The organism is Intrasporangium oryzae NRRL B-24470 (genome assembly GCF_000576595.1).
Classification (GTDB): Bacteria; Actinomycetota; Actinomycetes; order Actinomycetales; family Dermatophilaceae; genus Intrasporangium_C; species Intrasporangium_C oryzae.
The window spans coordinates 87,761-111,517 of the sequence record NZ_AWSA01000002.1; the positions used below are offsets into that span (position 1 = coordinate 87,761).

The 23,757-nt window shown below is 71.9% G+C and carries 22 protein-coding genes; 5 read left to right on the forward strand and 17 right to left on the reverse strand.

Annotated elements, in window-relative coordinates; all coding sequences use genetic code 11:
• Window positions 1-44 precede the first annotated feature (44 nt).
• A complete protein-coding gene (locus tag N865_RS01295) occupies window positions 45-2,285 on the reverse strand; it encodes an ATP-dependent DNA helicase (protein WP_034800643.1) in 2,241 nt (746 codons plus the stop codon).
• 157 nt (window positions 2,286-2,442) lie between these two features.
• Between N865_RS01295 and N865_RS01300 the strand changes: the two genes are divergently transcribed.
• On the forward strand, window positions 2,443-4,146 hold the full coding sequence (locus tag N865_RS01300) for a formate--tetrahydrofolate ligase (protein WP_034800644.1): 1,704 nt from the start codon (window positions 2,443-2,445) through the stop codon (window positions 4,144-4,146).
• A 45-nt stretch (window positions 4,147-4,191) separates the two neighbouring features.
• Here N865_RS01300 and N865_RS21450 read toward each other — a convergent pair whose 3' ends face one another.
• Together N865_RS21450 and hflX are read right to left on the reverse strand one after the other, a co-directional pair.
• On the reverse strand, window positions 4,192-5,283 hold the full coding sequence (locus N865_RS21450) for a GNAT family N-acetyltransferase (RefSeq protein WP_051509804.1): 1,092 nt from the start codon (window positions 5,281-5,283) through the stop codon (window positions 4,192-4,194).
• 85 nt (window positions 5,284-5,368) lie between these two features.
• Entirely contained in the window at window positions 5,369-6,838 is a 1,470-nt protein-coding gene (hflX, locus tag N865_RS01310; protein WP_034800645.1) for a GTPase HflX, read from the reverse strand.
• Window positions 6,839-6,944: 106 nt separating this feature from the next.
• On the opposite strand from hflX, the gene N865_RS01315 reads away from it, so the two are divergent.
• Together N865_RS01315 and N865_RS01320 are read left to right on the forward strand one after the other, a co-directional pair.
• Window positions 6,945-7,559 carry a class I SAM-dependent methyltransferase gene (locus N865_RS01315; protein ID WP_034800646.1) on the forward strand — a complete coding sequence of 205 codons (615 nt, stop codon included), beginning with the start codon at window positions 6,945-6,947 and terminating at the stop codon, window positions 7,557-7,559.
• Window positions 7,560-7,619: 60 nt separating this feature from the next.
• Window positions 7,620-8,603, forward strand: a complete 984-nt coding sequence (locus N865_RS01320; protein WP_034800647.1) for a YihY/virulence factor BrkB family protein — start codon at window positions 7,620-7,622, stop codon at window positions 8,601-8,603.
• A gap of 76 nt (window positions 8,604-8,679) precedes the next feature.
• Here N865_RS01320 and dapF read toward each other — a convergent pair whose 3' ends face one another.
• The 6 genes from dapF to miaB form a co-directional block, all read right to left on the reverse strand.
• Entirely contained in the window at window positions 8,680-9,540 is an 861-nt protein-coding gene (gene dapF, locus N865_RS01325; protein ID WP_034800648.1) for a diaminopimelate epimerase, read from the reverse strand.
• A gap of 61 nt (window positions 9,541-9,601) precedes the next feature.
• On the reverse strand, window positions 9,602-11,263 hold the full coding sequence (locus tag N865_RS01330; protein ID WP_245603622.1) for a SulP family inorganic anion transporter: 1,662 nt from the start codon (window positions 11,261-11,263) through the stop codon (window positions 9,602-9,604).
• Window positions 11,264-11,319: 56 nt separating this feature from the next.
• Window positions 11,320-11,655 carry an ArsR/SmtB family transcription factor gene (locus N865_RS01335; protein ID WP_034800650.1) on the reverse strand — a complete coding sequence of 112 codons (336 nt, stop codon included), beginning with the start codon at window positions 11,653-11,655 and terminating at the stop codon, window positions 11,320-11,322.
• A gap of 242 nt (window positions 11,656-11,897) precedes the next feature.
• Window positions 11,898-12,827 carry a tRNA (adenosine(37)-N6)-dimethylallyltransferase MiaA gene (gene miaA, locus N865_RS01340; RefSeq protein ID WP_034800652.1) on the reverse strand — a complete coding sequence of 310 codons (930 nt, stop codon included), beginning with the start codon at window positions 12,825-12,827 and terminating at the stop codon, window positions 11,898-11,900.
• On the reverse strand, window positions 12,824-13,429 hold the full coding sequence (gene def, locus N865_RS01345) for a peptide deformylase (protein ID WP_034800654.1): 606 nt from the start codon (window positions 13,427-13,429) through the stop codon (window positions 12,824-12,826). Before def ends, miaA begins: the two co-directional genes overlap by 4 nt.
• A 60-nt stretch (window positions 13,430-13,489) precedes the next feature.
• Window positions 13,490-15,001, reverse strand: a complete 1,512-nt coding sequence (gene miaB, locus N865_RS01350) for a tRNA (N6-isopentenyl adenosine(37)-C2)-methylthiotransferase MiaB (protein WP_034800656.1) — start codon at window positions 14,999-15,001, stop codon at window positions 13,490-13,492.
• A gap of 234 nt (window positions 15,002-15,235) precedes the next feature.
• Between miaB and N865_RS01355 the strand changes: the two genes are divergently transcribed.
• Complete coding sequence (locus tag N865_RS01355) at window positions 15,236-15,844, forward strand: YceI family protein (protein WP_034800658.1); 609 nt, start codon at window positions 15,236-15,238, stop codon at window positions 15,842-15,844.
• 160 nt (window positions 15,845-16,004) lie between these two features.
• On the opposite strand, the gene N865_RS01360 is transcribed toward N865_RS01355, so the two are convergent.
• The 4 genes from N865_RS01360 to N865_RS01375 all read right to left on the reverse strand — a co-directional run bounded on the left by N865_RS01360 (window position 16,005) and on the right by N865_RS01375 (window position 18,751).
• Window positions 16,005-16,691 (reverse strand): regulatory protein RecX, encoded by a 687-nt coding sequence (locus N865_RS01360; RefSeq protein ID WP_245603623.1) that lies wholly within the window; start codon window positions 16,689-16,691, stop codon window positions 16,005-16,007.
• Window positions 16,692-16,693: 2 nt separating this feature from the next.
• The gene (gene recA / locus N865_RS01365; protein WP_034800779.1) at window positions 16,694-17,737 is read right to left on the reverse strand and encodes a recombinase RecA; all 1,044 of its coding nucleotides are present in this window, start codon (window positions 17,735-17,737) and stop codon (window positions 16,694-16,696) included.
• A gap of 244 nt (window positions 17,738-17,981) precedes the next feature.
• The gene (locus tag N865_RS01370; RefSeq protein WP_034800660.1) at window positions 17,982-18,515 is read right to left on the reverse strand and encodes an O-acetyl-ADP-ribose deacetylase; all 534 of its coding nucleotides are present in this window, start codon (window positions 18,513-18,515) and stop codon (window positions 17,982-17,984) included.
• Window positions 18,512-18,751 (reverse strand): DUF3046 domain-containing protein, encoded by a 240-nt coding sequence (locus N865_RS01375; RefSeq protein ID WP_084327855.1) that lies wholly within the window; start codon window positions 18,749-18,751, stop codon window positions 18,512-18,514. Before N865_RS01375 ends, N865_RS01370 begins: the two co-directional genes overlap by 4 nt.
• Window positions 18,752-18,920: 169 nt before the next feature.
• Between N865_RS01375 and N865_RS01380 the strand changes: the two genes are divergently transcribed.
• Window positions 18,921-20,606 (forward strand): DUF3352 domain-containing protein, encoded by a 1,686-nt coding sequence (locus N865_RS01380; RefSeq protein ID WP_034800663.1) that lies wholly within the window; start codon window positions 18,921-18,923, stop codon window positions 20,604-20,606.
• Between the two features lie 96 nt (window positions 20,607-20,702).
• Here the strand turns inward: N865_RS01380 and N865_RS01385 are convergent, their stop codons facing one another.
• From N865_RS01385 to N865_RS01400, 4 genes are read right to left on the reverse strand one after another with little or no spacing between them, the layout of a single operon-like run.
• Window positions 20,703-21,815, reverse strand: coding sequence for an enolase C-terminal domain-like protein (locus tag N865_RS01385; RefSeq protein WP_034800665.1), 1,113 nt, complete (start codon window positions 21,813-21,815; stop codon window positions 20,703-20,705).
• A 59-nt stretch (window positions 21,816-21,874) separates the two neighbouring features.
• Window positions 21,875-22,765, reverse strand: a complete 891-nt coding sequence (locus N865_RS01390) for a serine hydrolase (protein WP_051509806.1) — start codon at window positions 22,763-22,765, stop codon at window positions 21,875-21,877.
• 16 nt (window positions 22,766-22,781) lie between these two features.
• The gene (locus N865_RS01395; RefSeq protein WP_034800667.1) at window positions 22,782-23,081 is read right to left on the reverse strand and encodes a helix-turn-helix domain-containing protein; all 300 of its coding nucleotides are present in this window, start codon (window positions 23,079-23,081) and stop codon (window positions 22,782-22,784) included.
• Between the two features lie 11 nt (window positions 23,082-23,092).
• On the reverse strand, window positions 23,093-23,653 hold the full coding sequence (locus tag N865_RS01400; protein ID WP_051509808.1) for a CinA family protein: 561 nt from the start codon (window positions 23,651-23,653) through the stop codon (window positions 23,093-23,095).
• Window positions 23,654-23,757 lie beyond the last annotated feature (104 nt).

Genomic DNA, 23,757 nt, shown 5'->3' on the forward strand with positions numbered 1-23,757 from the left:
GTTTGGCTGGATGTTCTGCCGTCTCTCGGCGCGTGGTGGTGCCCTCAGCCGAAGAGGTCGGTCGCCGCGAGGCGCAGGCCGAGCTGGTCGAGCCGGGCCGAGATGACCTCCTCGGGCAGGTCGAAGTGGTCGACGAGCTCGTCGACCTGCATGCCCGCCTCCGCAGCGTCGCGCAGCTCGTCGTCCTCCTCGTCGGTCCACGCGTGGCCCCCCGTGACCGCGCTCCGGCTCGAAGCGGCCACCGGTGGCGGGCTCGCGACCGGGCGCGGGTGCTCCGTCCCGTCGGCGTCGGCCCGGGCCCCGGTGAGCGAGCGCAGGGCGGGCTCCTCGACGGGCAGCGGCGGCGGCGCGGTCTCGTCGAGCCGCGCGAGGGCCCCGAGGACCATCGCGCGGTCGGTCGTGGGCCAGAAGGGAGGCAGCGAGCGCTGGAGGAACCCGGCATACCGGGCCGTCATCATCCGGGAGTCGAGGAAGGCGACGACGCCGCGGTCGTCGGCACGCCGGACGAGCCGCCCGGCGCCCTGGGCGAGACGCAGCGCCGCATGGGTCGCGGAGACGGCCATGAAGCCGTTGCCGCCCATGCGGGCGATCGCCTGCGAGCGAGCGGACGCCAGGGGGTCGTCGGGCCGCGGGAAGGGGATCCGGTCGATGATGATCAGCTGGCACGACGACCCGGGGACGTCGACCCCCTGCCAGAGGGTGAGCGTGCCGAAGAGGCACGTGCGCGGGTCGCGGGCGAACTGGCGCACGAGTGTCGAGATCTGGTCCTCGCCCTGGCACAGGACGGGGATGTCGTCCCCGAACCGAGCCCGCATGATCTCGGCGGCGGTCTGGGCCGCCCGCATCGAGGAGAAGAGCCCGAGGGTGCGCCCCCCGGCCGCGCGGACGAGGGCCTCGATCTCGTCGAGGCTCTCGTCGCTCGCACCGTCGCGACCCGGAGGCGGCAGGTGCGCGGCGACATAGGCGATCGCCTGCCTCGGGTAGTCGAAGGGGCTGCCGACGTCGAGGCCGGTCCACCCGGGCGCGCCCTCGCCGCGCAGGCCGATCGTCCCGGCGACCGCGTCGAAGGTGCCGCCCAGCTCGAGGGTCGCCGACGTGAGGACGACGGTGCGCTCGGCGAAGACCTTGTCGCGCACCAGCGTCGCGACGCTCATCGGGGCGACCCGCAGGACGGGCCCCCGACGCGGGTCGTGGCTCAGCCAGACGACGTCGAGCTCACGCTCCTCGAGGATCCGTTCAGCATTCTCGTGGATCTCGTCGACGGCGGCCCGCGCGACCTGGCGAGCCCCGTCGGCCTCCTCCCCGGGAGCCGGCTTGAGGTCGCTCTGGACGGCGCGCGCAGTGTCGCGGACCCGTGCGAGGGCGAGCTGGACGGAGTCGGGCAGGCCGAGCATCCGCCCGTCGTCGAGCGGCTCGAGAGCGGCCGAGAGGATCTCGGCGGCCTCGTCGAGGGTGGCGCTGTTGTCGGAGAGCCGCCCGGCCCGCTTGGCGGCCGTCGCGACCATCGCCCCGGTCAGCTCGTCGGTGATCGTCGCCGTGACGCGGTCGACGAGCTCGTGGGCCTCGTCGACGACGAGGACGTCGTGCTCAGGGAGCATCTGGCGTCCCTCGAAGGAGTCGATGGCCATGAACGAGTGGTTGGTCACGATCACGTCGACCTCGCGGGCGGCTTCACGCGCCCGCTCGACGAAGCAGTCGGCGACGAACGGGCACTTGCCCCCGAGGCACTCGTGGGCCGAGACCGACACCTGTCGCCAGGCCCGTTCGGAGACGCCGGGGACGAGCTCGTCGCGGTCACCGGACTCGGTCTCGGAGGCCCACTCGCGCAGGCGGACGACCTCGGCCCCGAGACGGCCGGCAGTCGCGTCGACCTGGCCGATGCCGAAGAGCCCCTCCTCCTCGTCGGGAAAACCCCCCTCGAGCTTGTTGAGGCAGACGTAGTTGCGCCGGCCCTTGACGAGGGCGTAGGTCGGGCGTCGTCCGAGGAGGGGCTCGAGCGCGTCGGCGACGCGGGGCATGTCGCGGTCGACGATCTGAGCCTGCAGGGCGAGCGTCGCCGTGGCGACGACGGCCGGCCGGCCCGTCTCGTCGGCGTGGGCCACCGCGGGGACGAGGTAGGCGAGCGACTTCCCGGTGCCGGTCCCCGCCTGGACGAGCAGGTGCTCGCCGGAGTCGATGGCGTGTGCGACCGCCCTCGCCATCTCGACCTGGCCGGGCCGCTCGGCGCCGCCCACCCCCGAGACCGCGGCGTGCAGGAGGTCGTCGAGCGGTCGGCGTGAGGACATTGGCTCAGCGTATGCCGCCGGGCTCGCTCCCCGGGAACTCGTCCCCACCCGTGTCCCGGGCGTCGCGGCCCCCCCGACACTCGAGATCTGTTCGTGAGATGGGCTTCACTCCGGCGATTCTGTTGCCGGGGCCCCGTGCCGGGAGTTGGATCGAGCCATGACCTCTCCCCTGCCGTCCGACCTCGAGATCGCGAGCGCGGCGACCCTGCGCCCCCTCGAGGACGTCGCCGCCGAGCTCGACGTGACCCCGGCACACCTCGAGCCGTACGGCCGGGACGTCGCGAAGATCGACCTCGCCGTCCTCGGCGAGCCGACGCAGCGGCATACGGCGAAGTACGTCGTCGTCACGGCCATCACGCCCACCCCGCTCGGGGAGGGCAAGACGACGACGGCGGTCGGTCTCGTCCAGGGCCTCGGGCGGCTCGGCCGGCGGGCCGTGGTCGCCCTGCGCCAGCCGTCGATGGGCCCGACGTTCGGGATCAAGGGCGGGGCGGCCGGAGGCGGCTACAGCCAGGTCCTGCCGATGGAGCGGCTCAACCTTCACCTCACCGGCGACTTCCACGCGGTCACGGCCGCCCACAACCTCCTCGCCGCGATGATCGACAACCACCTCCACCACGGCAACGAGCTCGGCCTCGACCTCCGCAACATCACGTGGCGGCGGGTCCTCGACGTCAACGACCGCGCCCTGCGCAACGTCGTCGTCGGATTGGGCGCGCGCGAGGACGGCGTCGTCCGGGAGACGGGCTTCGACATCACGGCGGCGAGCGAGGTCATGGTGCTGCTGACGCTCGCGACCTCGCTCCAGGACCTCCGCGAGCGGCTCGGCCGCATCGTCGTCGGCTACACGACCGCGGGCAAGGGCGTGACGGCCGACGACCTGCACGCCGCGGGAGCCATGGCGGCCCTGCTCAGCGACGCTCTCAAGCCCAACCTCCTGCAGACCCTCGAGGGGGGCCCGGCGATCGTCCACTGCGGCCCCTTCGGCAACATCGCCACCGGCACGTCGTCGGTCACCGCCGACCTCATCGGGATGCGGGGCAGCGACTACGTCGTCACGGAGGCCGGTTTCGGCGCGGACATGGGCGCGGAGCGGTTCTTCGACGTCAAGTGCCGGGTCAGCGGTCTGCGGCCCGACGCCGCCGTGGTCGTCGCGACCGTGCGCGCCCTCAAGTCCCACTCGGGGCACTGGTCGATCCGCCCGGGCAAGCCCCTCCCGGACGGCCTGCTCGCCGAGAACCCGTCCGACGTCGAGGCGGGCCTGCCCAACCTGCGCAAGCACATCGAGATCGTGCGGCGCTTCGGCGTCACCCCGGTCGTCGCCATCAACGCCTTCCCCGACGACCACGCGTCCGAGCACGAGGTCATCCGCCGGTTCTGCAGCCGGCTCGGCGTGCGCGCCGCCGTCACGACCCATGTCGCCGACGGCGGCGCCGGCGCGCGCGAGCTCGCCGAGATCGTCATGGAGGCCGCGCACGAACCCACGCGGTTCGAGTTCCTCTACCCCCTGGACCTGCCGCTCGAGCAGAAGATCGAGGCCATCGCGACGCAGATCTACGGCGCCGACGGCATCGAGCTGTCGCCCGCGGCCGCCCGGGGCCTGCGCGACTACGAGCGACTCGGCTTCGGAGGGCTGCCCGTCGTCATCGCCAAGACGCACCTGTCCATCTCGTCGGACCCCACGCTCAAGGGCGCTCCACGCGGCTGGCGCATGCCCGTCCGCGAGGTCCGCGCGGCGGTCGGGGCGGGCTACGTCTACGCGATCTGCGGCGACATGCGCACGATGCCCGGCCTCTCGAGCTCGCCCAACGCCGAGCGCATCGACGTCGACGCCGACGGGTCGGTCACGGGCCTGTCCTGAGGCCTTGCCGACCGGGCGGTTGCCCCCGTCGCCCCGCGTGACGCGTCAGGTCCGGCCGTCGCCGACGAGGGGACCACCGTCGACCCGACGGGCCATCTCGACGTCGTCGCGGTAGTCGTGCCCACCGAGCCACAGGCCCGCGGGCACCCGGCCCACCTCGGTCCAGCCCATGGAGGCGTAGAAGTCGCCGAGGCCGAGGCCGCTGCGGTAGCTGAGCCGGAGGATCTCGACGGCCGGCAGCTCGCGCCGGGCGACCCCGACCATCCCGGCGAGGAGCAGCCGGCCGAGATTGCGCCCCTGCGCCTCGGGGTCGACCATGAGCCGCTTGAGCACGGCGACGTGGGCGTAGGGCAACGTCGACGTGTGCTCCCAGAACCCGAACCCGCGCAGCGTCTCGTCGGGGTCACGGAGCACGGCGAGCAGGGACATCCCCGCGGCGACAGCCGCCAGGTGCGTGTCGAGGACGGACGCCACCTCGTGGCGAGGGGTGCCCGCGAGAAACCCGACCGCACCGCCCGCGTCGTTGACGCGGACCCAGAGGTCGAGGAGCTCGGGCGCGAGCGCCTCGGGGGCGCGCACCACCTCGGTGACCGGCGTCTCGAAGCGGACCATCGGCGGGTCCTCGGGCGCGCGGTCGACGTGACGGCGCAGACCCGTCCGGACGAGACCGGCCGCCTCGGCCGTCGCCAGCGACGACCGGTTGACCTGGTCGACGAGCGCGGTCAGTGGGAGGTCGGGCCGGTGCTCGACCCCCCAGGCGACGACGGCCCGAGCGATCTCCTTCCCCAGGCCCTGGCCGAGCCGGTCATGACTCAACCTGTAGTACAGGTTGAAGAAGCGTTCGCCCTCCACCTCACCCTCGCGTAGACCCGCCCACCCGACGAGCGCGCCCGTCACGCGGTCGAGCACGGCGGCATACCCGACCCCCTCGTCGGCCCACGAGTGGAGGTCGGCCTCGAGACGCTCCACGCACTGCGCCGGTGTCGGCATGGACGAGGGCGCGTAGGCATAGGTCCGCGGGTCGGTGTGCAGCCGGACGTAGTCGTCGAGGTCGGTCGATCGGGGGCGCCGGAGGATCAGGCGCGGCGTCGTGAGCCAGGTGTCCTCGATCGGGTGTGCGGAGGCGTCGAGTGGCATGGCCCCATCGTGTCGGACGCCGCCGACGGCGACGCCCCCGGGGCGCCGTGGCGTTCCGGGGGCGTCGTGCCGTCGCGGGGAGCGGTCAGCTCGCGACGACGGCGTATGCCGTGAGGTCGGCCTCGATGGCCGGCGTGACCTTCGCGCGGACCCGGGTTCCCTCGGCGACGTGCTCGCTCTCGAGGATCTCGCCGTCCTCGTGGATCCGGGAGATGAGGTCGCCGCGGTGGTACGGCACGAGGACCTCGACCTCGATGTCGGGCTTGGGCAGCTCGCGCGCGACCAGAGCGAGGAGCTCGTCGATCCCCGCGCCGGTGCGGGCCGACACGGTGATGCAGTGCTTCTCGTGGCGGCGCAGCCGGTCGAGGACGTCCGGGTCGGCGATGTCGGCCTTGTTGACGACGATGACCTCCTTGATCCGGTCACCACCGACCTCAGCGAGCACCTCGCGGACGGCCGAGATCTGGCCCTCCGGGTCGGGGTGCGAGCCGTCGACGACGTGGAGCAGCAGGTCGGCATCGCCGACCTCCTCGAGCGTCGAGCGGAAGGCCTCGACGAGCTGGTGCGGGAGGGATCGGACGAAACCGACGGTGTCGGCGAGCGTGTAGACCCGGCCGTCCTCGGTCTCGGCGCGGCGCACGGTCGGGTCGAGGGTCGCGAAGAGCTGGTTCTGTACGAGGACACCCGCCCCGGTCAGCCGGTTGAGCAGCGAGCTCTTGCCGGCGTTGGTGTAGCCCGCGATGGCGACGCTGGGGATGCCGCCGGCCCGCCGCCCGTGACGCTTGGTGTCGCGGCTCGTCTTCATGTCCTTGATGTCGCGGCGGAGCTTGGCGATCTTGGTGTTGATCCGGCGGCGGTCGAGCTCGATCTTCGTCTCACCGGGACCACGGGATCCGATGCCCTCACCTCCGGCCACCCGGCCACCGGCCTGACGGGACATCGACTCACCCCACCCACGCAGGCGCGGGAGGAGGTACTGCAGCTGGGCCAGCTCGACCTGGGCCTTGCCCTCTCGGCTCTTCGCGTGCTGGGCGAAGATGTCGAGGATAAGCGCCGTCCGGTCGATGACCTTGACCTTGACGACGTCCTCGAGGGCGCGGCGCTGGCTGGGAGCCAGCTCGCCGTCGCAGATGACGGTGTCGGCGCCCTCGGCGACGACGATGTCGCGCAGCTCGAGCGCCTTGCCCTTGCCGAGGTAGGTCGCCGGGTCGGGGCGCTGGCGGCGCTGGATGACGCCCTCGAGGACGGTCGAGCCGGCCGTCTCGGCGAGGGCTGCCAGCTCACGGATGGAGTTCTCGGCGTCCTCTGCGCTGCCCTCGGTCCAGACCGCTGCAAGGACCACGCGCTCGAGTCGGAGCTGGCGGTACTCGACCTCGGTGATGTCCTCGAGCTCGGTGGAGAGCCCACCGACGCGACGGAGCGCCGCACGTTCCTCACGGTCGAGCTGGTCGCCGTCGTAGAGCAGGGCGCTCTCGTCGGCCTCGTGGATGTCGTCGGCGAGCGCCTCGGCCCGCGTCGCGAAGAGATCGGTGTTCGTGGTGTTCTTGCGTGTCATGTTCTCCCTAGGGTCCCACCACCTCAACACCCGAGGCCACTCGTTTGTGCCCGAGGCCTCCCGCATTGCCGAGGCGCACCGCCGGCGGCGACTACCGTGATCCCTGATGACTGAGCAGACCGACCACTACTTCAGCGCCGAGCCGGCGACCCCGGAGGAGCGCAGACGCATCGAGGTCCGGCTCGACGGCCGCGACCTGCGGCTCTGGACGGCCCGCGGGGTCTACTCCCCCGACCGCCTCGACCCCGGCACCGCAGTGCTCCTCGCCGGGGCGCCCGACCCGAGCCCGACGGGCAACCTCCTCGACATCGGCTGCGGGTGGGGGCCGATCTCGCTCACGATGGCGCTGCGCTCCCCCGGCGCCCACGTGTGGGGCGTCGACGTCAACCGGCGGTCGCTCGACCTGTCCCGCGCCAACGCGGCCGAGGCCGGAGTCTCCAACGTCACCTTCAGCGAGCCGGACGACGTGCCGGCAGACGTGCGCTTCGACACGATCTGGTCCAACCCGCCGATCCACGTCGGCAAGGCGGCCCTCCACGCCCTCCTCGAGCGCTGGCTCCCCCGCCTCACGGACGCAGGCGTCGCGCACCTCGTCGTGCAGAAGCACCTCGGCTCCGACTCGCTCCAGAAGTGGATCAACACCCAGGACTGGGGCATGGCCTGCACGCGGCTCTCCTCGGCCAAGGCCTTCCGGATCCTCGAGGTGCGCCGCACGACGTAGCGGCCCCCTGGTGGTGCGTCGCCCCGGTTCGGTCGCCGTCGGAGCGGGTAGGACGTCCCCATGGCGGCACACGGCGACACCCTCACGCACGACCACCCGGGCGCCCGGGCGACCGAGCCCACGCAGATCCCGCGGCGGGGCTGGCTGCAGGTGTCCAGACGCGCATGGGCGGAGGCGAAACGCGACCAGGTGCCCCTGCTCGCCGCGGGAGTGGCCTTCTTCGCCTTCCTCTCGCTCTTCCCGGCCATGATCGCCGCAGCCATGCTGTACGGCCTCGTGGCGAGCCCTCAAACCGTGGCGGACCAGTCACGGCAGCTCGCGGGTGTCCTGCCGCGCGACGCCGCCTCACTCGTGATCGGGCAGATGCACTCGATCACGTCCCGTCCGACCCATTCCCTCGGCCTCGGGCTCGTGGTGGCCCTCGTCCTTGCACTGTGGAGTGCCTCCGGCGGGGTCGGCAACCTCATCACGGCGGTCAACGTGTCCTACGACGAGGACGAGACCCGCGGCTTCGTCCGCCGCAAGGCGCTCGCCCTGGCCCTCACGCTCGGCGCGATCCTGTTCCTCGCCGTCACGCTCTCCCTCATCGCGGTCGCGCCGGCGGTGTTCGACGCCGTCGGCGCCTCCGGTCCCGTGCGCACGGCCCTCCAGGGCGTGCGCTGGCTGCTCCTCGTCGTCGCCGTGGCCGTGGCTCTCGCCCTGCTCTACCGGTGGGCTCCGGACCGCCACGCGGCGCGGTTCAGCTGGGTCTCGGTGGGTGCCGTGGTCGCGACCGTCATCTGGGTCGTCGCATCGCTCGGGTTCGCGTTCTACGCCAACACCTTCGGCAGCTACAACAAGACCTACGGGGCGCTGGCCGGGGTGGTCGTGCTCATGCTGTGGCTCTGGATCACGGCCTTCGTCACGCTCCTCGGCGCCGAGATCAACGCCGAGGCCGAGCAGCAGACGATCCGTGACACGACCCGAGGGCCGGAGGCGGCCCTCGGACGCCGCGGCGCGGTCAAGGCGGACACCGGACCGGACGAGACCCACGCCGGAGCCTGACGCCCGGCGCGCTCCCGCTCTCGTGGCTCCCGTCGGGCCCGGAGGACGCCGGAGGGTGACGTCAGAGCGTGTGACGTCAGAGGGTGACGTCGCCGTCGGCGACGAGCTCGGCAGGGCCGGCCAGCTCGACGCACTGCCCGGGCAGCGGCGTCACCGTGAGCCTGCCGCCGGGGACGTCGACGGTCCAGGGCCGGTCGTCCTCGACGCCGGACCAGAAGCGGGTCGCCAGGGCGGCCGCGGCCGCCCCCGTGCCGCAGGACCGGGTCTCGCCGACGCCGCGCTCGTGGACCCGCATGGAGATGTGGCCGGGTCCGACCGGCCGGACGAACTCGACGTTCGCACCGCCGGTCGGCGCGGGATGGATCTCCGGCGCCTCGGTGAGGTCGAGGTTCTCGAGGGCGATGCCCTCGGGAAGCATGACGACGGCGTGCGGGTTGCCGAGGTCGAGCGAGAGCGCGGGCACCGGCTTGCCGTGGTGCGGCCGGACCATGATGTCGAACCCGTCGCGCCGGGCCCCCTCCTCGTCGGTCAGGCGCCACGGTCCGAGGTTGACGGCATACCCCTGGGGGGTGACGCGGATCGTCTTGACGCCCGCCCGGGTGGCGATGGTGAAGCTGTCACCCGTAACGAGCCCCTCGCGACGCAGGTAGGCGGCGAAGACGCGCGTGCCGTTTCCGCACATCTCGGCGAGGGAGCCGTCGGCGTTGCGGTAGTCCATGAACCACTCGGCAGCCGGGGCGAGCGCCCGCACGCTGTCGTCGACCGCGTGCTCGGTTCGGACGACGCGGATCACCCCGTCGCCCCCGAGGCCGGCGTGCCGGTCGGCAAGGCGCTGCACCTGGGCGGGGGTCAGCTCGAGGGTGCCCTCGAGGTCGGGGACGAGCACGAAGTCGTTCTCGGTGCCGTGGCCCTTCGTGAAACGCGTCATGCGCGTCATTGTCCTGTATGCCGCTGGGCCCGTTGCGCCTGGTCCCCGCGGTCCGCGCGTCACCTCGCCGTCATGCCCGGCGTCCGCCCGCAGGAGCGTCGTCGGGCTGGTGCACCACCCTGGACGCGTGGAGCCGGGCGTGCTCGATCGCGTCGGGGGTCGTCGCGAACAGGTGCCTCTCGTGGGCCAGGCCGTCATAGGCCCCGAGCTCGCGCAGGATCCGCTCGTGCTGCGGCCTGACGCCCGACAGCAGCACGGTGATCCCCCGGCCCTCGAGCCGGGCGATCGTGTCGGCGAGGACGGTCGCGCCCGTGGCGTCGATGACGGTGACCCGCGACATGCGCAGCACGACGACCCGGACCTCGCTCACCTCGGTGAGCTCGAGCAGGAAGTCGTGGGCGGCGCCGAAGAAGATCGGGCCGTCGATCCGGTAGGCGACGATGTGCTCGTCGAGCAGGGCCTTCTCCTCGTCGGAGTGGTCGGTGTCGTCGAGCGGGACCTCCTCGAGCCGGACCGAGCGCGCGGCCTGCTGGAGGACGAAGAAGCCGGCCATGACCAGGCCGAGGAGCACGGCCATCACGAGGTCGAGCAGGACCGTGGCCGCCGCCGTGCCGACGAGCACGATCGCGTCGCCGCGCGACGAGCGCAGCAGCGCTCCCAGGCTCGAGACCCTGACCATCTGCACCGCTGTGGCGACGAGAACGCCGGCCAGCGCGGCGGTGGGGATCAGCCCGACCCACCGCGAGGCGATCAGGACGACGACGAGGAGCAGGCCGGCGTGGACGAGGGCGGCGAGCCTCGAGGTCGCGCCCGAGCGCACGTTCACGGCCGTCCGGGCGATGGCCGCCGTCGCCGGGATGCCTCCGAAGAGCGGGGCCGCGAGGTTGGCGAGCCCCTGCCCGACGAGCTCGCGGTCGGGGTCGTGGCGCTGTCCGACACTCAGGGCGTCGGCGACGGTTGCAGACAGCAGGCTCTCCAGGGCGGCGAGTGCGGCGACGGCGACGGCCGGGAGCAGCAGGGAGCCGAGGTCGGAGTACGGGACCGCGGGCAGCGACGGGGCCGGCAGCCCGGCGGGGATCGTCCCGATCGTCCGCAGGCCGAGGTGGAGCACCGAGTCGGCGACCGTGGCCAGCGCGACCACCACGAGCGCCCACGGCACCCCGGGACGGACCCGTGCGAGGACGAGGACCCCCGCGGTGACCGCGACGGCAACGGCGACCGGCGGCCACTGCGGATGCGAAGCCCACTCGGCGGCCGCGCCGACCGCCTGGGCCAGCACCTTCTCGGCCTCGACGTGCACGCCGAGGGTGGCCGGGACCTGTTGCAGCAGGATGATGGCGGCGATGCCCAGCGTGAACCCCTCGACGACGGGGACGGGCACGTAGCGGATGAACCGGCCCGCTCCCATGAACCCGAGGCCGACGAGGATGAGTCCCGCGAGCAGCCCGACGACGAGAACCCCGCTGGCACCGTGTGCCGCGATGATCGGGACCAGGACGACGGTCATGGCTCCGGTCGGTCCGCTGACCTGCACGCGGCTGCCGCCGAAGACCGCGGCGACCGCGCCGGCGACGACCGCCGTGATGAGCCCGGCCGTGGCACCCATGCCCGAGCTCACCCCGAAGCCGAGGGCGAGCGGTAGTGCGACGAGGCCCACCATGAGGCCGGCCGGCAGGTCCCGGCCGAGGTGCACCGACGCCCAGTCCGACCGCCGCGGAGCGAGGGCCCTCACCCGGGCCCATTGCTCCAGGGCCCATGTGCTCGGACGCGACCGACCCAGCGCCCCCGTCACGATGTGGTCGTCGCGGTCAGCTCCGGCGCGAGCTCGCCCCGGACGGTGATGAGTCCGGAGAGGATGCTCCGTGCCGCCATGAGCAGGTCGCGCACCTCCGGGACGCTGACCGAGTAGACGACCTCTCCGCCCTGCCGGGTCGACGTGACGAGCGACGTGCGTCGCAGGACCGCGAGCTGCTGGGAGAGGTTGCTCGGCTCGATGTCGATGCGCTCGAGGAGCTCGTGGACGGCATGGTCGCGCTCCGAGAGCAGCTCCAGGATCCGGATCCTCGCCGGATGACCCAGCGTCTTGAAGAACTCCGCCTTGGCTTGGTAGAGCGGCACACTCATGGGCTGACCTTTCCACAACGTCTTGTTCAGTTGCGAACATTATCAAGTCATGTTGTTGATCGGGAAGACCCCTCCGCTCCGGCTCTCCCACCCAACCTCCGCCCCGGCGGAGTTGCTGCGGCCGATCGGCACCGGCACCGCACAGGACCTCCGCCCCGGCGGAGTTGCTGCGGTAATCCGCCTCGAAACGCCCACCAACCTCCGCCCGGGTGGAGTTGTTGCGACCGATCGCGCGCAGCGGCTTATGCGGCCGCGATCGCCTCGAGGGCGCGCTCCACCAGCCGGTCGCGGTTGCCGTCCGTCGCGTCCAGCCAGGTGATCCGGGGGTCGGGCCGGAACCACGACTCCTGGCGCCGGGCATAGCGCCGCGTGGCCTGCGCCGTGTCCTCGATCGCCTCCTCGATGGACGTCGCGCCGTCGAGGACCGCGATGGCCTGGCTGTAGCCGATCGCCCGGCTGGCCGTCACACCGTCACGCAGGCCGTGCGCGAGCAGGGCCTTGACCTCGTCGACGAGGCCGTCGTGGAACATCCGCGCGGTGCGGCGGTCGATCCTCTCGTCGAGGACTTCGCGGGCAACACGCAGACCGAGCATCACTGTGGGAGAGACGAACTCACGGATCGGCATGGATGCGCTGAACGGTCGGCCGGTGAGCCTGATGACCTCCAGCGCTCGGACGACCCGGCGCACGTTGGCCGGCTGGATCTGCGCGGCTGCTGCCGGGTCGACCTCTCTGAGCCGTTCGTACATGGCTGCCGCGCCGGCCCGCTCGGACTCGGCCTCGAGTTCTGCACGGACCGCCGGGTCGGTGGGCGGGATGTCGAGGCGGTCGAGTGCCGCGCGGACGTAGAGTCCCGAACCGCCCACGAGCAGCGGCGTGCGACCGCGGCCCCTGATGGCGGCAATGTCGGCGCGCGAGGCAGCCTGGTATGCCGCGACCGTGGCCTCCTGCGTCACGGCGAGGACGTCGAGCTGGTGGTGCGGGATCCCGCGCCGCTCCTTCGGCGGCAGCTTGGCCGTGCCGACGTCCATGCCGCGGTACAGCTGCATCGCGTCGGCGTTGACCACCTCACCCGCCAGACGTTCCGCGAGGTCGAGCGCGAGGTCGGACTTGCCGGATGCCGTCGGACCCACGACGGCGACGACCGTCCCGAGGTCGTCCGGCAGGGTCACCCGACGAGCTCGTCCGCGTGGTCGTCCTCACCGTGGCCGAACGGGTCGGGGTCGACGCCGGGGTGCCACGTGTGACCGGGGGTGCCCCAGCCGTTGCGCTTGACGGCCTTGCGCGCCTTCTTCGACTGGCGCTCGTCGAGGCGGTCGACGTACAGCGTGCCGTTGAGGTGGTCGTACTCGTGCTGCATGCAGCGGGCGAACCAGCCCGTCGCGTCGAACTCGAGCCGGTTGCCGTCGAGGTCGAAGCCGACGACGTGCGCCCGGTCCGCCCGCTTGAGCGGGAACGCCTCGCCCGGGACCGACAGGCAGCCCTCGGTGTCCTCGTCGGGGTTGGGGCGCTCCTGCGGGATGCGCGAGGTCGTCACGATCGGGTTGATGATGTGGCCCGACTCCGGCACGCCGTCGTCGTTGGCCATCTTCCAGATGAAGACGCGCAGGCCAACCCCGATCTGCGGTGCGGCGAGTCCTACGCCGTTGGCGGCGTCGTTGGTCTCGACCATGTCGGCGACGAGGGTGCGGAGGTCGTCGTCGAACTCCGTCACGAGGGCTGCTGACCGGTGGAGTACAGGTTCACCGGTGATGACGATGGGACGCACGGACATGGGCCAAGTCAAGCACGGAGCCGTGCTCACTCCCGAATCGCCCCAGCCGGCCAGGAGGGCTCAGAGCACCGAACAGGCCGGCGTGACCGGCTTTGTCGCCGGGCGCCCGATCGAGGGCATCCCGAGGCTGACCGCGGGCTTCCCCGAACCGTGGGGAACGTCCTGGAGCGCCGACCAGGCGTCGCCACCGCGCGTGCGCCGGACGGCATACGTCCCGCCCTCGATCCCGGAGTCCGCGACGAGGTGGTGCGGCGCGCCGTACGTCACGCCGACGGTGACGGCGTCACCGGGCCGCGGCACCTCGGCGCCCTCCGGCACGGCGAAGTGGACGAGCCGGTTGTCGCGGGCACGGCCCGACATCCGCTTCGTCGCGGAGTCCTTGCGTCCCTCTGAAGGGGCGACGAGCACCTCGACCTCGCGGCCCTCGATCAGGCGGTTCTCGGCCCAGCTGACCTCCTCCTGGAGTGCGATGAGCCGGTCGAAGCGCTCCTGGACGACCTCCTTGGGCACCTGATCGGACATCGTCGCGGCGGGCGTGCCGGGACGGATGGAGTACTGGAAGGTGAAGGCGCTCGAGAAGCGCGCCTCGCGGACGACGTCGAGCGTGCCCTGGAAGTCCTCCTCGGTCTCGCCCGGGAAGCCGACGATGATGTCGGTCGTGATCGCCGCATCGGGGATGTGGTCGCGAACCCGGTCGATGATCCCGAGGAACTTGGTGCTGCGGTAGGAGCGGCGCATGTCCTTGAGGACCTTGTCCGAGCCCGACTGGAGCGGCATGTGGAGGCTGGGCATGACGTTGGGGGTCTCGGCCATGGCGAGGATGACGTCCTCGGTGAAGGCGGCCGGGTGCGGGCTGGTGAACCGGACCCGCTCGAGCCCCTCGACCTCGCCGCACGCCCGGAGCAGCTTTCCGAAGGCGAGCCGGTCGCCGAACTCGACGCCGTAGGTGTTGACGTTCTGGCCGAGCAGCGTGATCTCGACGACGCCCTGCGCCACGAGGGCCTCGATCTCGGCGAGGATCTCGCCGGGGCGGCGGTCCTGCTCCTTGCCGCGCAGGCTCGGCACGATGCAGAAGGTGCACGTGTTGTTGCAGCCGACGGAGATCGACACCCAGCCGCTGTAGGCGGAGTCGCGGCGCGTCGGCAGCGTCGACGGGAAGACCTCGAGGCTCTCGAGGATCTCGACCTCGGCCCGCCGGTTGTGGGCGGCGCGGTCGAGCAGGGCCGGGAGCGAGCCGATGTTGTGGGTGCCGAAGACCACGTCGACCCAGGGCGCCTTCTCGACGATGAGGCCGCGGTCCTTCTGGGCCATGCAGCCGCCGACGGCGATCTGCATGTCGGGGTTCTTCTGCTTGGCGGGACGCAGCTGGCCGAGGTTGCCGTAGAGCTTGTTGTCGGCGTTCTCGCGCACGGCGCACGTGTTGAAGACGACGACGTCCGCGACCTCGGGGCGCTCCCCCGCGGGCAGGCTGGCGAGGTCGACGTAGCCGGCGGTCTCGAGCAGGCCGGCGAGGCGCTCGCTGTCGTGGACATTCATCTGGCACCCGTGGGTGCGCACGTCATAGGTCTTCATCGCACCGTCTAGGGTACGGCCTCCCCGTGCGCGCCCGCGCCAGCCGGGAACGCGCCGTCATCGCGCCGTGGCCCGTGCACGAGGGTGGTCACCCACTGGGCCTCGGGTGGTCACGTGCGCCGAGACGCGGTGGAATACGTGGGACGCCAGCGACGTTGTCCAAACTGCTTGACAATTCAACGACCTACCCTCATGATCGTTGAAAGTTCAAATACAACCGAAGGAATCGCACTCATGGGACTGTTCAACCGCACCACGCCCGACGACACCACGCTCGAGAGCGCCTCCGTCGCCATCGACGACATCTCCGGTGACTACGTGCTCGACCCGGCGCACACGACGATCGGCTTCACCGCCCGGCACGCCATGGTCACGAAGGTCCGCGGCCACTTCGGCACCTACGAGGGCACGGCCCACGTCGACACCGCCAACCCGGCCAACTCCTCCGTCAAGGTCCTCATCCAGGCCGCCAGCGTCACGACCGGCAACGAGCAGCGCGACGGCCACCTCAAGACCCCCGACTTCTTCGACGTCGAGAACTACCCCGAGATCTCGTTCGTCTCGACCGACGTCGAGCGCGATGGCACCGAGTGGAACATCACCGGCGACCTCACCATCAACGGTGTGACCAAGTCCGTCACGATCCCCTTCGAGGAGACCGGCTCGGCCAAGGACCCGTTCGGCAACACCCGCGTCGGCTTCGAGGGTGGAACCACGATCGACCGCACCGAGTGGAACCTCAAGTTCAACGCCGCCCTCGAGACCGGTGGCGTCCTCGTGAGCGAGAAGGTCAAGCTCGAGTTCGATGTCTCCGCGATCGCTCAGGCCCCGTCCCAGGCCTGAGCCTGAGCTGAGCACCCGAGGGGGTGAGGACCGCCATGGTCCTCACCCCCTCGCGGCATCCGGAGCGGGACGACCCCGACGTCACGAAGGGCCGTATGCCGCCGGGCTTGCTCGCGGGGGCACCGCCGGGTCGCGCCGTGGACGGGGTCGCACGGCACGGTCAGTCGCGCTGGTGCTCGATGGCGCCGTCGATGGCGTCGCGGATGACGGGCCAGGCGATCTCGCCGGAGTATCCCTTCCGGGCCAGCATCCCGCCGAGTCGCCGCGCCTGGACCTCGGGCGCGAGGCCGTGCAGCGTCCGCATCTTCTTGGCGACGAGCTGCTCCGCCCGCGCCCGCTCGTCGTCGGACCGGACCTGGCCGAGCGCCTCGTCGGCGATCTCTTGGTCGATCCCCTGCTTGCGCAGCTCGTGGGCGAGGGCTCGGCGCGCGAGACCCCTGCCTGACTGCTTCGAGCGGACGAGCATCTCGGCATAGGCCTCGTCGTCGATGAGGCCCACCTCCGTGAGACGGTCGAGCACTCGACTGGCAACGTCGTCGTCGCACCCACGCTCGCGCAGCTTCTTCTCCAACTGGGCCCGGCTCCGGGGAGCCAGGCTCAGCTGCCGCAGCACGATGGCGCGCGCCACCGAGTCTGGGTCGGCCTCCGTCGGGGTGGCTGCGGGGTCGGCAGGTGGAGGGGCCCAGACCGGGGCTGATCCACTGGACGGCCAGCCTGCTCGCGCCCCCACCACTCCCTCGGCTCTCGCCAGGGCTGCCGCGGCGCGGGCCAGCCGCTCGTGCAGGTCTGGGTCCTCGACCCCCGGCTCCGCAGGCTCACGGTCGAGGCCGTCGAAGGCCGACACCACGATCAGAACTCGACGGGCACGTCCGCGACGTCGGCAGGCTGGTCGACCCGGGGACCGACGCCGAGCTTCTCCTTGACCTTCTTCTCGATCTCGTCGGCCAGGTCGGGGTTGTCCTTGAGGAAGTTGCGGGCGTTCTCCTTGCCCTGACCGAGCTGGTCGCCCTCGTAGGTGTACCAGGCGCCGGCCTTGCGGACGAAGCCGTGCTCGACGCCCATGTCGAGCAGCCCACCCTCGCGGGAGATGCCGTGGCCGTAGAGGATGTCGAACTCGGCCTGCTTGAACGGCGGAGACACCTTGTTCTTGACGACCTTGACCCTGGTCCGGTTGCCGACCGGCTCGGTGCCGTCCTTGAGGGTCTCGATGCGACGCACGTCGAGCCGGACCGATGCGTAGAACTTGAGCGCCTTGCCGCCGGTGGTCGTTTCGGGCGAGCCGAACATCACCCCGATCTTCTCGCGGAGCTGGTTGATGAAGATCGCCGTCGTGCCGGTGTTGTTGAGCGCACCGGTCAGCTTGCGCAGCGCCTGGGACATGAGGCGGGCCTGCAGGCCGACATGGCTGTCGCCCATCTCGCCCTCGATCTCGGCGCGCGGCACGAGGGCGGCGACCGAGTCGATGACGATGATGTCGAGTGCGCCCGAGCGGATCAGCATGTCGGCGATCTCGAGGGCCTGCTCGCCCGTGTCGGGCTGCGACACGAGCAGCGCGTCGGTGTCGACCCCGAGCTTCTTGGCGTAGTCGGGGTCGAGGGCGTGCTCGGCGTCGATGAACGCCGCGATACCGCCGGCCTTCTGCGCGTTGGCGACCGCGTGGAGCGCGACCGTCGTCTTACCGGAGGACTCGGGGCCGTAGACCTCGATGATGCGACCGCGCGGCAGACCGCCGATGCCGAGGGCGACGTCGAGCGCGATCGACCCCGTCGGGATCACTTCGATCGGCGGACGGATGTCGTCACCGAGGCGCATGACCGCGCCCTTGCCGAAGCTCTTCTCGATCTGGCCCATCACCGAGCTGAGGGCCTTGTCCTTGTCCTGCACCGATGCCATGTCGGTCACCTATCTGCCGTCTGCGCTGCGGTCGTCTACCTGCGACCCTCCAGGCACGGCTCGTCCTGAGCTGTGCTGTCGGGTCAGACGCTAGATGGCGGCACCGACATCGGGATTGACCCACGAGACGGCCTGTGGACGATGTCTTCGCGGCGCCCCACCTGTGGGCAACCCTACCGAACAGATGTTCGACGCGTGCACCGACACGCCGCGCGCGGCACCAGCCCTCGCACGTGCCGGATCGTCAGGCACCAAGGTTCTCGAGGGCGGCCGCGAAGGCTCGGTGCGTGCCCTCCGAGAAGAGCCAGAAACGCACGTCGAGCACCGTCGGGTGCCGGTCCAGGGCGGAGGCCAGCGCCCGCACGGCCACTCCGGCGGCCTCGTCGACCGGGTAGCCGTAGATCCCGCACGAGATCGCGGGAAAGGCCACGACCGAGCACTCGGCGACCGCAGCGAGCTCGATGCTGCGTCGGTAGCACGAGGCGAGCAGGTCGGCCTCGCCGGAGTGGCCCCCACGCCAGACGGGGCCGACGGTGTGGATGACGTGCCGCGCGGGCAGGCGCCCGCCGCCCGTCAGCTTGGCGTCACCCGTGTCGCACCCGCCGAGGAGGCGGCACTCGTCGAGGAGCTCGGGTCCAGCCGCCCGGTGGATGGCACCGTCGACGCCGCCACCCCCGAGAAGCGAGGAGTTGGCGGCGTTGACGATCGCGTCGGCCTCGGCATCCGTCGTGATGTCGCCCAGCCGGAGCGTGATCCGCTCCCAGCTCGCGGCCGTCATCGGCCCTGCCCGCCGGGGGCACCACGGGCGACGCGCGTCGAGCGTCCGAGCCGGCGCTCCTCGGGCACACCCATGTCCTCGCACAGGGCGTCCCATACGGCACGTGGCGGCTCACCGTCAGTGAGGGCCTGGAGAACCGTCCGGTTGCCGAGGGCACCGAGCACGTGGTCGCGAGCGAGCGACCCGGCATACGTCGGGCCGAACTCGTCCTCCAGCAGGGTCCAGAAGTGGCTCATGCGCACACCGGCAGTCTGCCACCGTCCGCGGCCACGGCCTCATCCCGGGAGGGCAGCGAATCGTCGTCGAAGTGTTACCGCTCGACGCCTTCGACGTCGGAGGTGGCCGGTAGCCTCGCTCGGGCTCGCGACAGCCGCGAGCTCGACCACGTCTTCAGGGGAAAACCTCATGACTCAACAGACCGACGGCACCGCAGCTCAGCAGCCGGGCGCCGGCGACGACGCGACGTCCTCCTACCAGCAGCCCTCCCCCGACGCCGCCGGATCAGCCGGATCGGCCGGACCCGCTGCGAGCTCCGGTCCCGAGGACTCGACGGACGCCGCGGCCGGCGTCGCCCTGTCCGACGACCCCTCCACCACCCCTCCGGCCTCGGGCCGGGGCGGCAAGCGGACCGCGATCGTTGCGGGCGGCCTGGCCGGCCTGCTCGTCCTCGGGGGCGCGGGGGTCTACGCGGCGCAGCAGCTGAGCGGCGGCGGCGCGCAGCCGGCTGAGGTGCTGCCGGGCGACGCGTTCGCCTACCTGCGCCTCGACGTCGACCCGTCCGCGGGCCAGAAGGTGGCCGCGGTGCGCTTCCTGAGCAAGCTGCCCGACATCAAGGCATTCGGAGCGGGCGACGGCCGCAAGCAGCTGTGGGATCTCGCGACCAAGAGCTCCAGCGACGGCTGCCTGGCGAAGTTCAACTACGACAAGGACATCGCGCCCTGGCTCGGCGAGCGCGCCGGGCTCGCCGTGCGTCCCGGCGGCACCGCCGATCGACCCAACCTCGCCGTCGCCGTCCAGGTCTCGGACGAGGCGGCGGCCAAGGAGACTCTCACCAAGCTGTTCGCCTGCGACACGAGCGCCCCCACCGACGTCCGGACGAAGGACGGCTACGCCCTCGTCATGCCCGGGGGGACCGGCGACGCGACCATGGCCGCGATCGAGAAGGGCACCCTGGCCGGCAACACCACCTTCCAGGGCGACATGGCGGCGCTCGGCGAGCAGGGCATCGCCTCGATGTGGGCCGACTCCGCCGTAGCCGTCAAGGAGATCTCCAACCTGGGTCCCGACGTCACGAGCCTGGGCGGCCTCGGGGCTCTGGGCGGCCTCAAGGCCGACGAGACCGCGGGCTCCGCGGGCCGGTTCGCTGCTGCCCTCCGCTTCGAGCCCGCGTCGATCGAGCTCTCCGGCATCGTCCGCGGGGCCAAGGACGTCAAGGCGCCCACGTCGAAGGGGACCGAGATGGCCAGCCTTCCCGATGACACGGCTGCCGCCCTGCACATCTCGGACGCCGACGCAGCCATCGAGAAGAACTGGCCGGCCCTGAAGAAGCAGATCGCGCAGCTGGCCGGCGCCGACGGCGGCGCAGACCCGGTCGCCGACATCGAGGACGCCTTCGGCCTCAAGCTGCCCGACGACCTCAAGGCCCTGCTCGGGCACTCCCTCACCCTCGCCATGCCCGCTCAGGACCTGGGCGGCGAGCAGATCACCATGGGCGCCAAGGTCGTCTCGAGCGACGCCACCCGGGCCGACGACGTCATCAGCACGGTCGAGGATGCCACCGGCGGGACCGGGGTGCTGACGCACAAGGTCACGGGTGACCACCTCTTCGTCGCGACCACCCCGGAGTGGGCTGCCGCGCTCGAGAAGGGTGGAAAGCTCGGGGCGAGCGACGCGTTCACCTCGGCAGTCGGCGACGTGAGCAAGGACAACTTGGCGCTCTTCGTCAACCTCGACCGGATCGAGAAGAGCTACCTCGACGGGATCGACGGCGACGCCCGTGCCGCGGTCGAGGCGATGAAGGCCGTCGGCTTCACCGTCAGCGCGACGAGCAGCACCGAGGCGACGTTCTCGCTCCGCGTCGTCGCCAACTGACCGGACGACCCACCACGCTCGAACCGGAGAAGGGCCCCGCTCCGGCGGGGCCCTTCTCCTGTCTGCGCATCAGGGCGACTCGACGGGCTACCGGGCTCAGGAGGCGGGCGAGGCCGCCCAGCCGTCGATGCCGCTGCCCGGGCCCGACGGCATACGGATCGTGTTGCGGTCGTAGCTGATCCCGCCACGGACCGGCGATGCGGTCGACCACCAGGCCGCGTCGAGGTCGCTGACCTCGGACGTCGGCTCGGCGGCGACGAGCGCCGCGGCGGCGCCGACGCCGATGTGGCTCTCCATCATCGAGCCGACGATCGTGCCGAGACCAGCCTCGTGGGCGCGGCGGAGCAGGTCCCTCCCGACCGTTAGGGAACCGCACTTGGCAAGCTTGACGTTGACGAGGTCGGCAGCGCCCAGGCGGATGATCCGCTCGAGGTCGTGCCGTCCGAAGCATGACTCGTCGGCCATGATCCGCACCCCGACGCGCTCGCGGACCCAGGCCAGTCCTTCGACGTCGTCGGCGACGACGGGCTGCTCGACGAACTCGACGCCCAGGTCGGCGTCCTCGATCGCGCGGATCACGGTGACCGCGTCCTCCCGGGACCACCCCTGGTTGGCGTCGAGCCGAATCGCCACGGTGTCGCCGACGGCAGCGCGCACGGCAGCCACGCGCGCGACATCGGTGGCCGCGTCGGTCCCGACCTTCATCTTGAGGGTCGTGAAGCCGCCCTCGACGCGAGCGCGCGCCGCCTCGGCAAGCGCATCGGCCGCACCCGCAGAGAGCGTGACGTCGGTCTCGAGAGCATGCGGTATGCCGCTGGGCGCGGTTGCGAGGAGCGCCGCCACCGAGGTTCCTTCCGCACGGGCGACGAGGTCGTGCAGGGCGGCGTCGATGCCGGCCTTCGCGCCGAAGTTGCGGGCCACGGCCCGCTGGACCTGCGCCGCCGCGGCCGCGAGGTCGTCACGGTCGTCGAGCGGGTGCCCGACGAGGACGGGCGCGAGCATCGACTCGATGCAGGCGGTCGCGCTCGCGAGCGACTCCCCCGTCACCTGCCAGACCTGTGGCGCCTCGCCCCAGCCGGTGCGGCCGTCGCTGTCGGTGACCTCGACGACGACGGTGTCGACCGTCTCGGTCCGCCGCAGGGCGGTGACGAACGGGGTGTGGAGCGGCACCGACGACGTCGTCGTGGTGACACTCTCGATGCGGGTCACGGTGGCGTGCCTCGTCTCTCGGGAGTGGGGTGGGTCTTTTCGGTGGCCTGCCGGCGAGGTCAGGCCGACCGCTCGGCGGGCGACGCTACGGCAGGCCCGGCCGGCTCGCCGGAGAGAGCGACCGTGGCCCACACGTCGCGGGCGACGGAGGCGACGAGCCGAGCCGCGTCCTCCTCGCCGAGGTCGATGGTGGTGCAGACGACGAGGACGAACGGGTCGCGGTCGGCCGGCCGGACGAGACAGGCGTCGTGGGAGACCCCGGTGACCCAGCCCGTCTTGTTGGCCGTCCAGGTCCCCTCGGGAAGGCCCGCGGGGATCTGGTCGCGCCAGACCTGGCGGCTCAGGATCTCCTCGACGGGTCCGCAGACCGCCTCGCCCCCGAGCCGTTCGTCACGACGCGCGACCGCGGACAGGAGGACTCCGAGGTCGGCCGCGGTCACGGTGTTGGTCAGCCCGGCCTCGCGGGCGGCGACGTCCTCGATCCCGCGGGCGACGACGGTGGCCGGCGAGCAGTCGGCGGCCGCGAGCACGACGGCGACCTCGTCGCGGCCCACGGCGTCGAGGAGCAGGTTGGTCGCGAGGTTGCCCGAGTGGGTGAGCGCGTGCTCGGCGAGCTGCCTCAACGTCCGGGTCCCTCCGACCGCGGCCCACGTCTCGGGGTCCTGGTCGTCAGCCTCGTCCATCGTGAAGGGCGAGCTGTCGGCGGCCGAGTGGAAGAGGTTCCGGACCTCGACCGGCGTGTCCGGGTCGAGCTCGCCGCGGACGACCCGCCGCTCGAAGGCGACGACGAGAGGCAGCTTCATCGTGGAGGCCGCGTAGTGGGGAACGCCGGCGTCGCGGGTCCAGCGGGCGCGACCGTCGAGGTCGCCCAGCCACACCGACACCGTTCCGCCGTTGCGGGTGACCGCGTCGAGGCGCGCGTCGAGATCGTCGAAGGACGGGGAGATCACGGCAGAAGAGTACGGGTCACGCAGCAGAGGCGGACACCACGTCCGCCGCGGGGACCGGCAGCGACACCGTCGTGGCGAGACCCTCGGACTCGGCCATCCGGCTGGAGACGTCGATGAGGACCTTGGAGAGCGGGAGGTCGAGCGCCCCGCAGATCGAGGCGAGCAGCTCGGACGAGGCCTCCTTCTCGCCGCGCTCCACCTCGCTCAGGTAGCCGAGGGAGACGGACGCCGTGGCGGAGACCTCGCGCAGGGTGAGCCCCTGGGCCCTCCGGCGCTCGCGGAGGACGTCACCGAGCTCACGTCGCAACAGGGTCATGCCGTCCTCCTTCAGGTCGTCGTTCGCGTCGGGGACTCCGGCGGCGCCGGTGCCGATGTGCCTACCGTACCCCGAGGGTCCGTCGGCGTCGCAGCGGTTTGGTCCGGTGCGCCCATCGTCAGGGCCGCGAGCTCGAGCAGGGCCTCGACCGTGGCGGCGCGCACCTGGGCCCGCGACCCGTTCAACCGCAGGGACCGCGTCACTGTTCCCGACGGGCCGGCGACGGCGACGTGGACCGTCCCGGCCGGTTTGCCCTCGGCCGGGCCCGGGCCTGCCACACCCGTCGTCGACAGACCCCACGTCGCGTCGAGCCGCCGGCGGACGCCCTCGGCCATGGCCCGGGCCACCTCGGGGTCGACCGTCCCGACGCGCCGGACGAGCTCCTGGGGAACACCGAGCAGCGCGACCTTGACGTCGGCGGCATACGCGACGATCCCGCCGCGGAGCACGAGCGAGGCACCCGGGGTGTCCGCGACCGCGGCCGCGACGAGACCAGCAGTGAGCGACTCGGCGCACCCGAGCGTCTGGCCCGTCTCGGTGAGGTGGGCGACGATGCGGGACGAGGCACTCATGTCAGTCCTTCGGGGTGACCTTCGGAACGACGTCGGGAGCGGCTGCGGGGGTCGCTCCCTGACCCGCGTCCGGAGTGCTGTCCGCGGTTGTGGCGGTCGTGGCG

Coding starts and splice junctions, on each gene's coding strand:
- N865_RS01295 (WP_034800643.1), bottom strand. CDS start 2,285: ATGTCCTCACGCCGACCGCTCGACGACCTCCTGCACGCCGCGGTCTCG.
- N865_RS01300 (WP_034800644.1), top strand. CDS start 2,443: ATGACCTCTCCCCTGCCGTCCGACCTCGAGATCGCGAGCGCGGCGACC.
- N865_RS21450 (WP_051509804.1), bottom strand. CDS start 5,283: ATGCCACTCGACGCCTCCGCACACCCGATCGAGGACACCTGGCTCACG.
- hflX (WP_034800645.1), bottom strand. CDS start 6,838: ATGACACGCAAGAACACCACGAACACCGATCTCTTCGCGACGCGGGCC.
- N865_RS01315 (WP_034800646.1), top strand. CDS start 6,945: ATGACTGAGCAGACCGACCACTACTTCAGCGCCGAGCCGGCGACCCCG.
- N865_RS01320 (WP_034800647.1), top strand. CDS start 7,620: ATGGCGGCACACGGCGACACCCTCACGCACGACCACCCGGGCGCCCGG.
- dapF (WP_034800648.1), bottom strand. CDS start 9,540: ATGACGCGCATGACGCGTTTCACGAAGGGCCACGGCACCGAGAACGAC.
- N865_RS01335 (WP_034800650.1), bottom strand. CDS start 11,655: ATGAGTGTGCCGCTCTACCAAGCCAAGGCGGAGTTCTTCAAGACGCTG.
- def (WP_034800654.1), bottom strand. CDS start 13,429: ATGTCCGTGCGTCCCATCGTCATCACCGGTGAACCTGTACTCCACCGG.
- miaB (WP_034800656.1), bottom strand. CDS start 15,001: ATGAAGACCTATGACGTGCGCACCCACGGGTGCCAGATGAATGTCCAC.
- N865_RS01355 (WP_034800658.1), top strand. CDS start 15,236: ATGGGACTGTTCAACCGCACCACGCCCGACGACACCACGCTCGAGAGC.
- recA (WP_034800779.1), bottom strand. CDS start 17,737: ATGGCATCGGTGCAGGACAAGGACAAGGCCCTCAGCTCGGTGATGGGC.
- N865_RS01370 (WP_034800660.1), bottom strand. CDS start 18,515: ATGACGGCCGCGAGCTGGGAGCGGATCACGCTCCGGCTGGGCGACATC.
- N865_RS01375 (WP_084327855.1), bottom strand. CDS start 18,751: ATGAGCCACTTCTGGACCCTGCTGGAGGACGAGTTCGGCCCGACGTAT.
- N865_RS01380 (WP_034800663.1), top strand. CDS start 18,921: ATGACTCAACAGACCGACGGCACCGCAGCTCAGCAGCCGGGCGCCGGC.
- N865_RS01395 (WP_034800667.1), bottom strand. CDS start 23,081: ATGACCCTGTTGCGACGTGAGCTCGGTGACGTCCTCCGCGAGCGCCGG.
- N865_RS01400 (WP_051509808.1), bottom strand. CDS start 23,653: ATGAGTGCCTCGTCCCGCATCGTCGCCCACCTCACCGAGACGGGCCAG.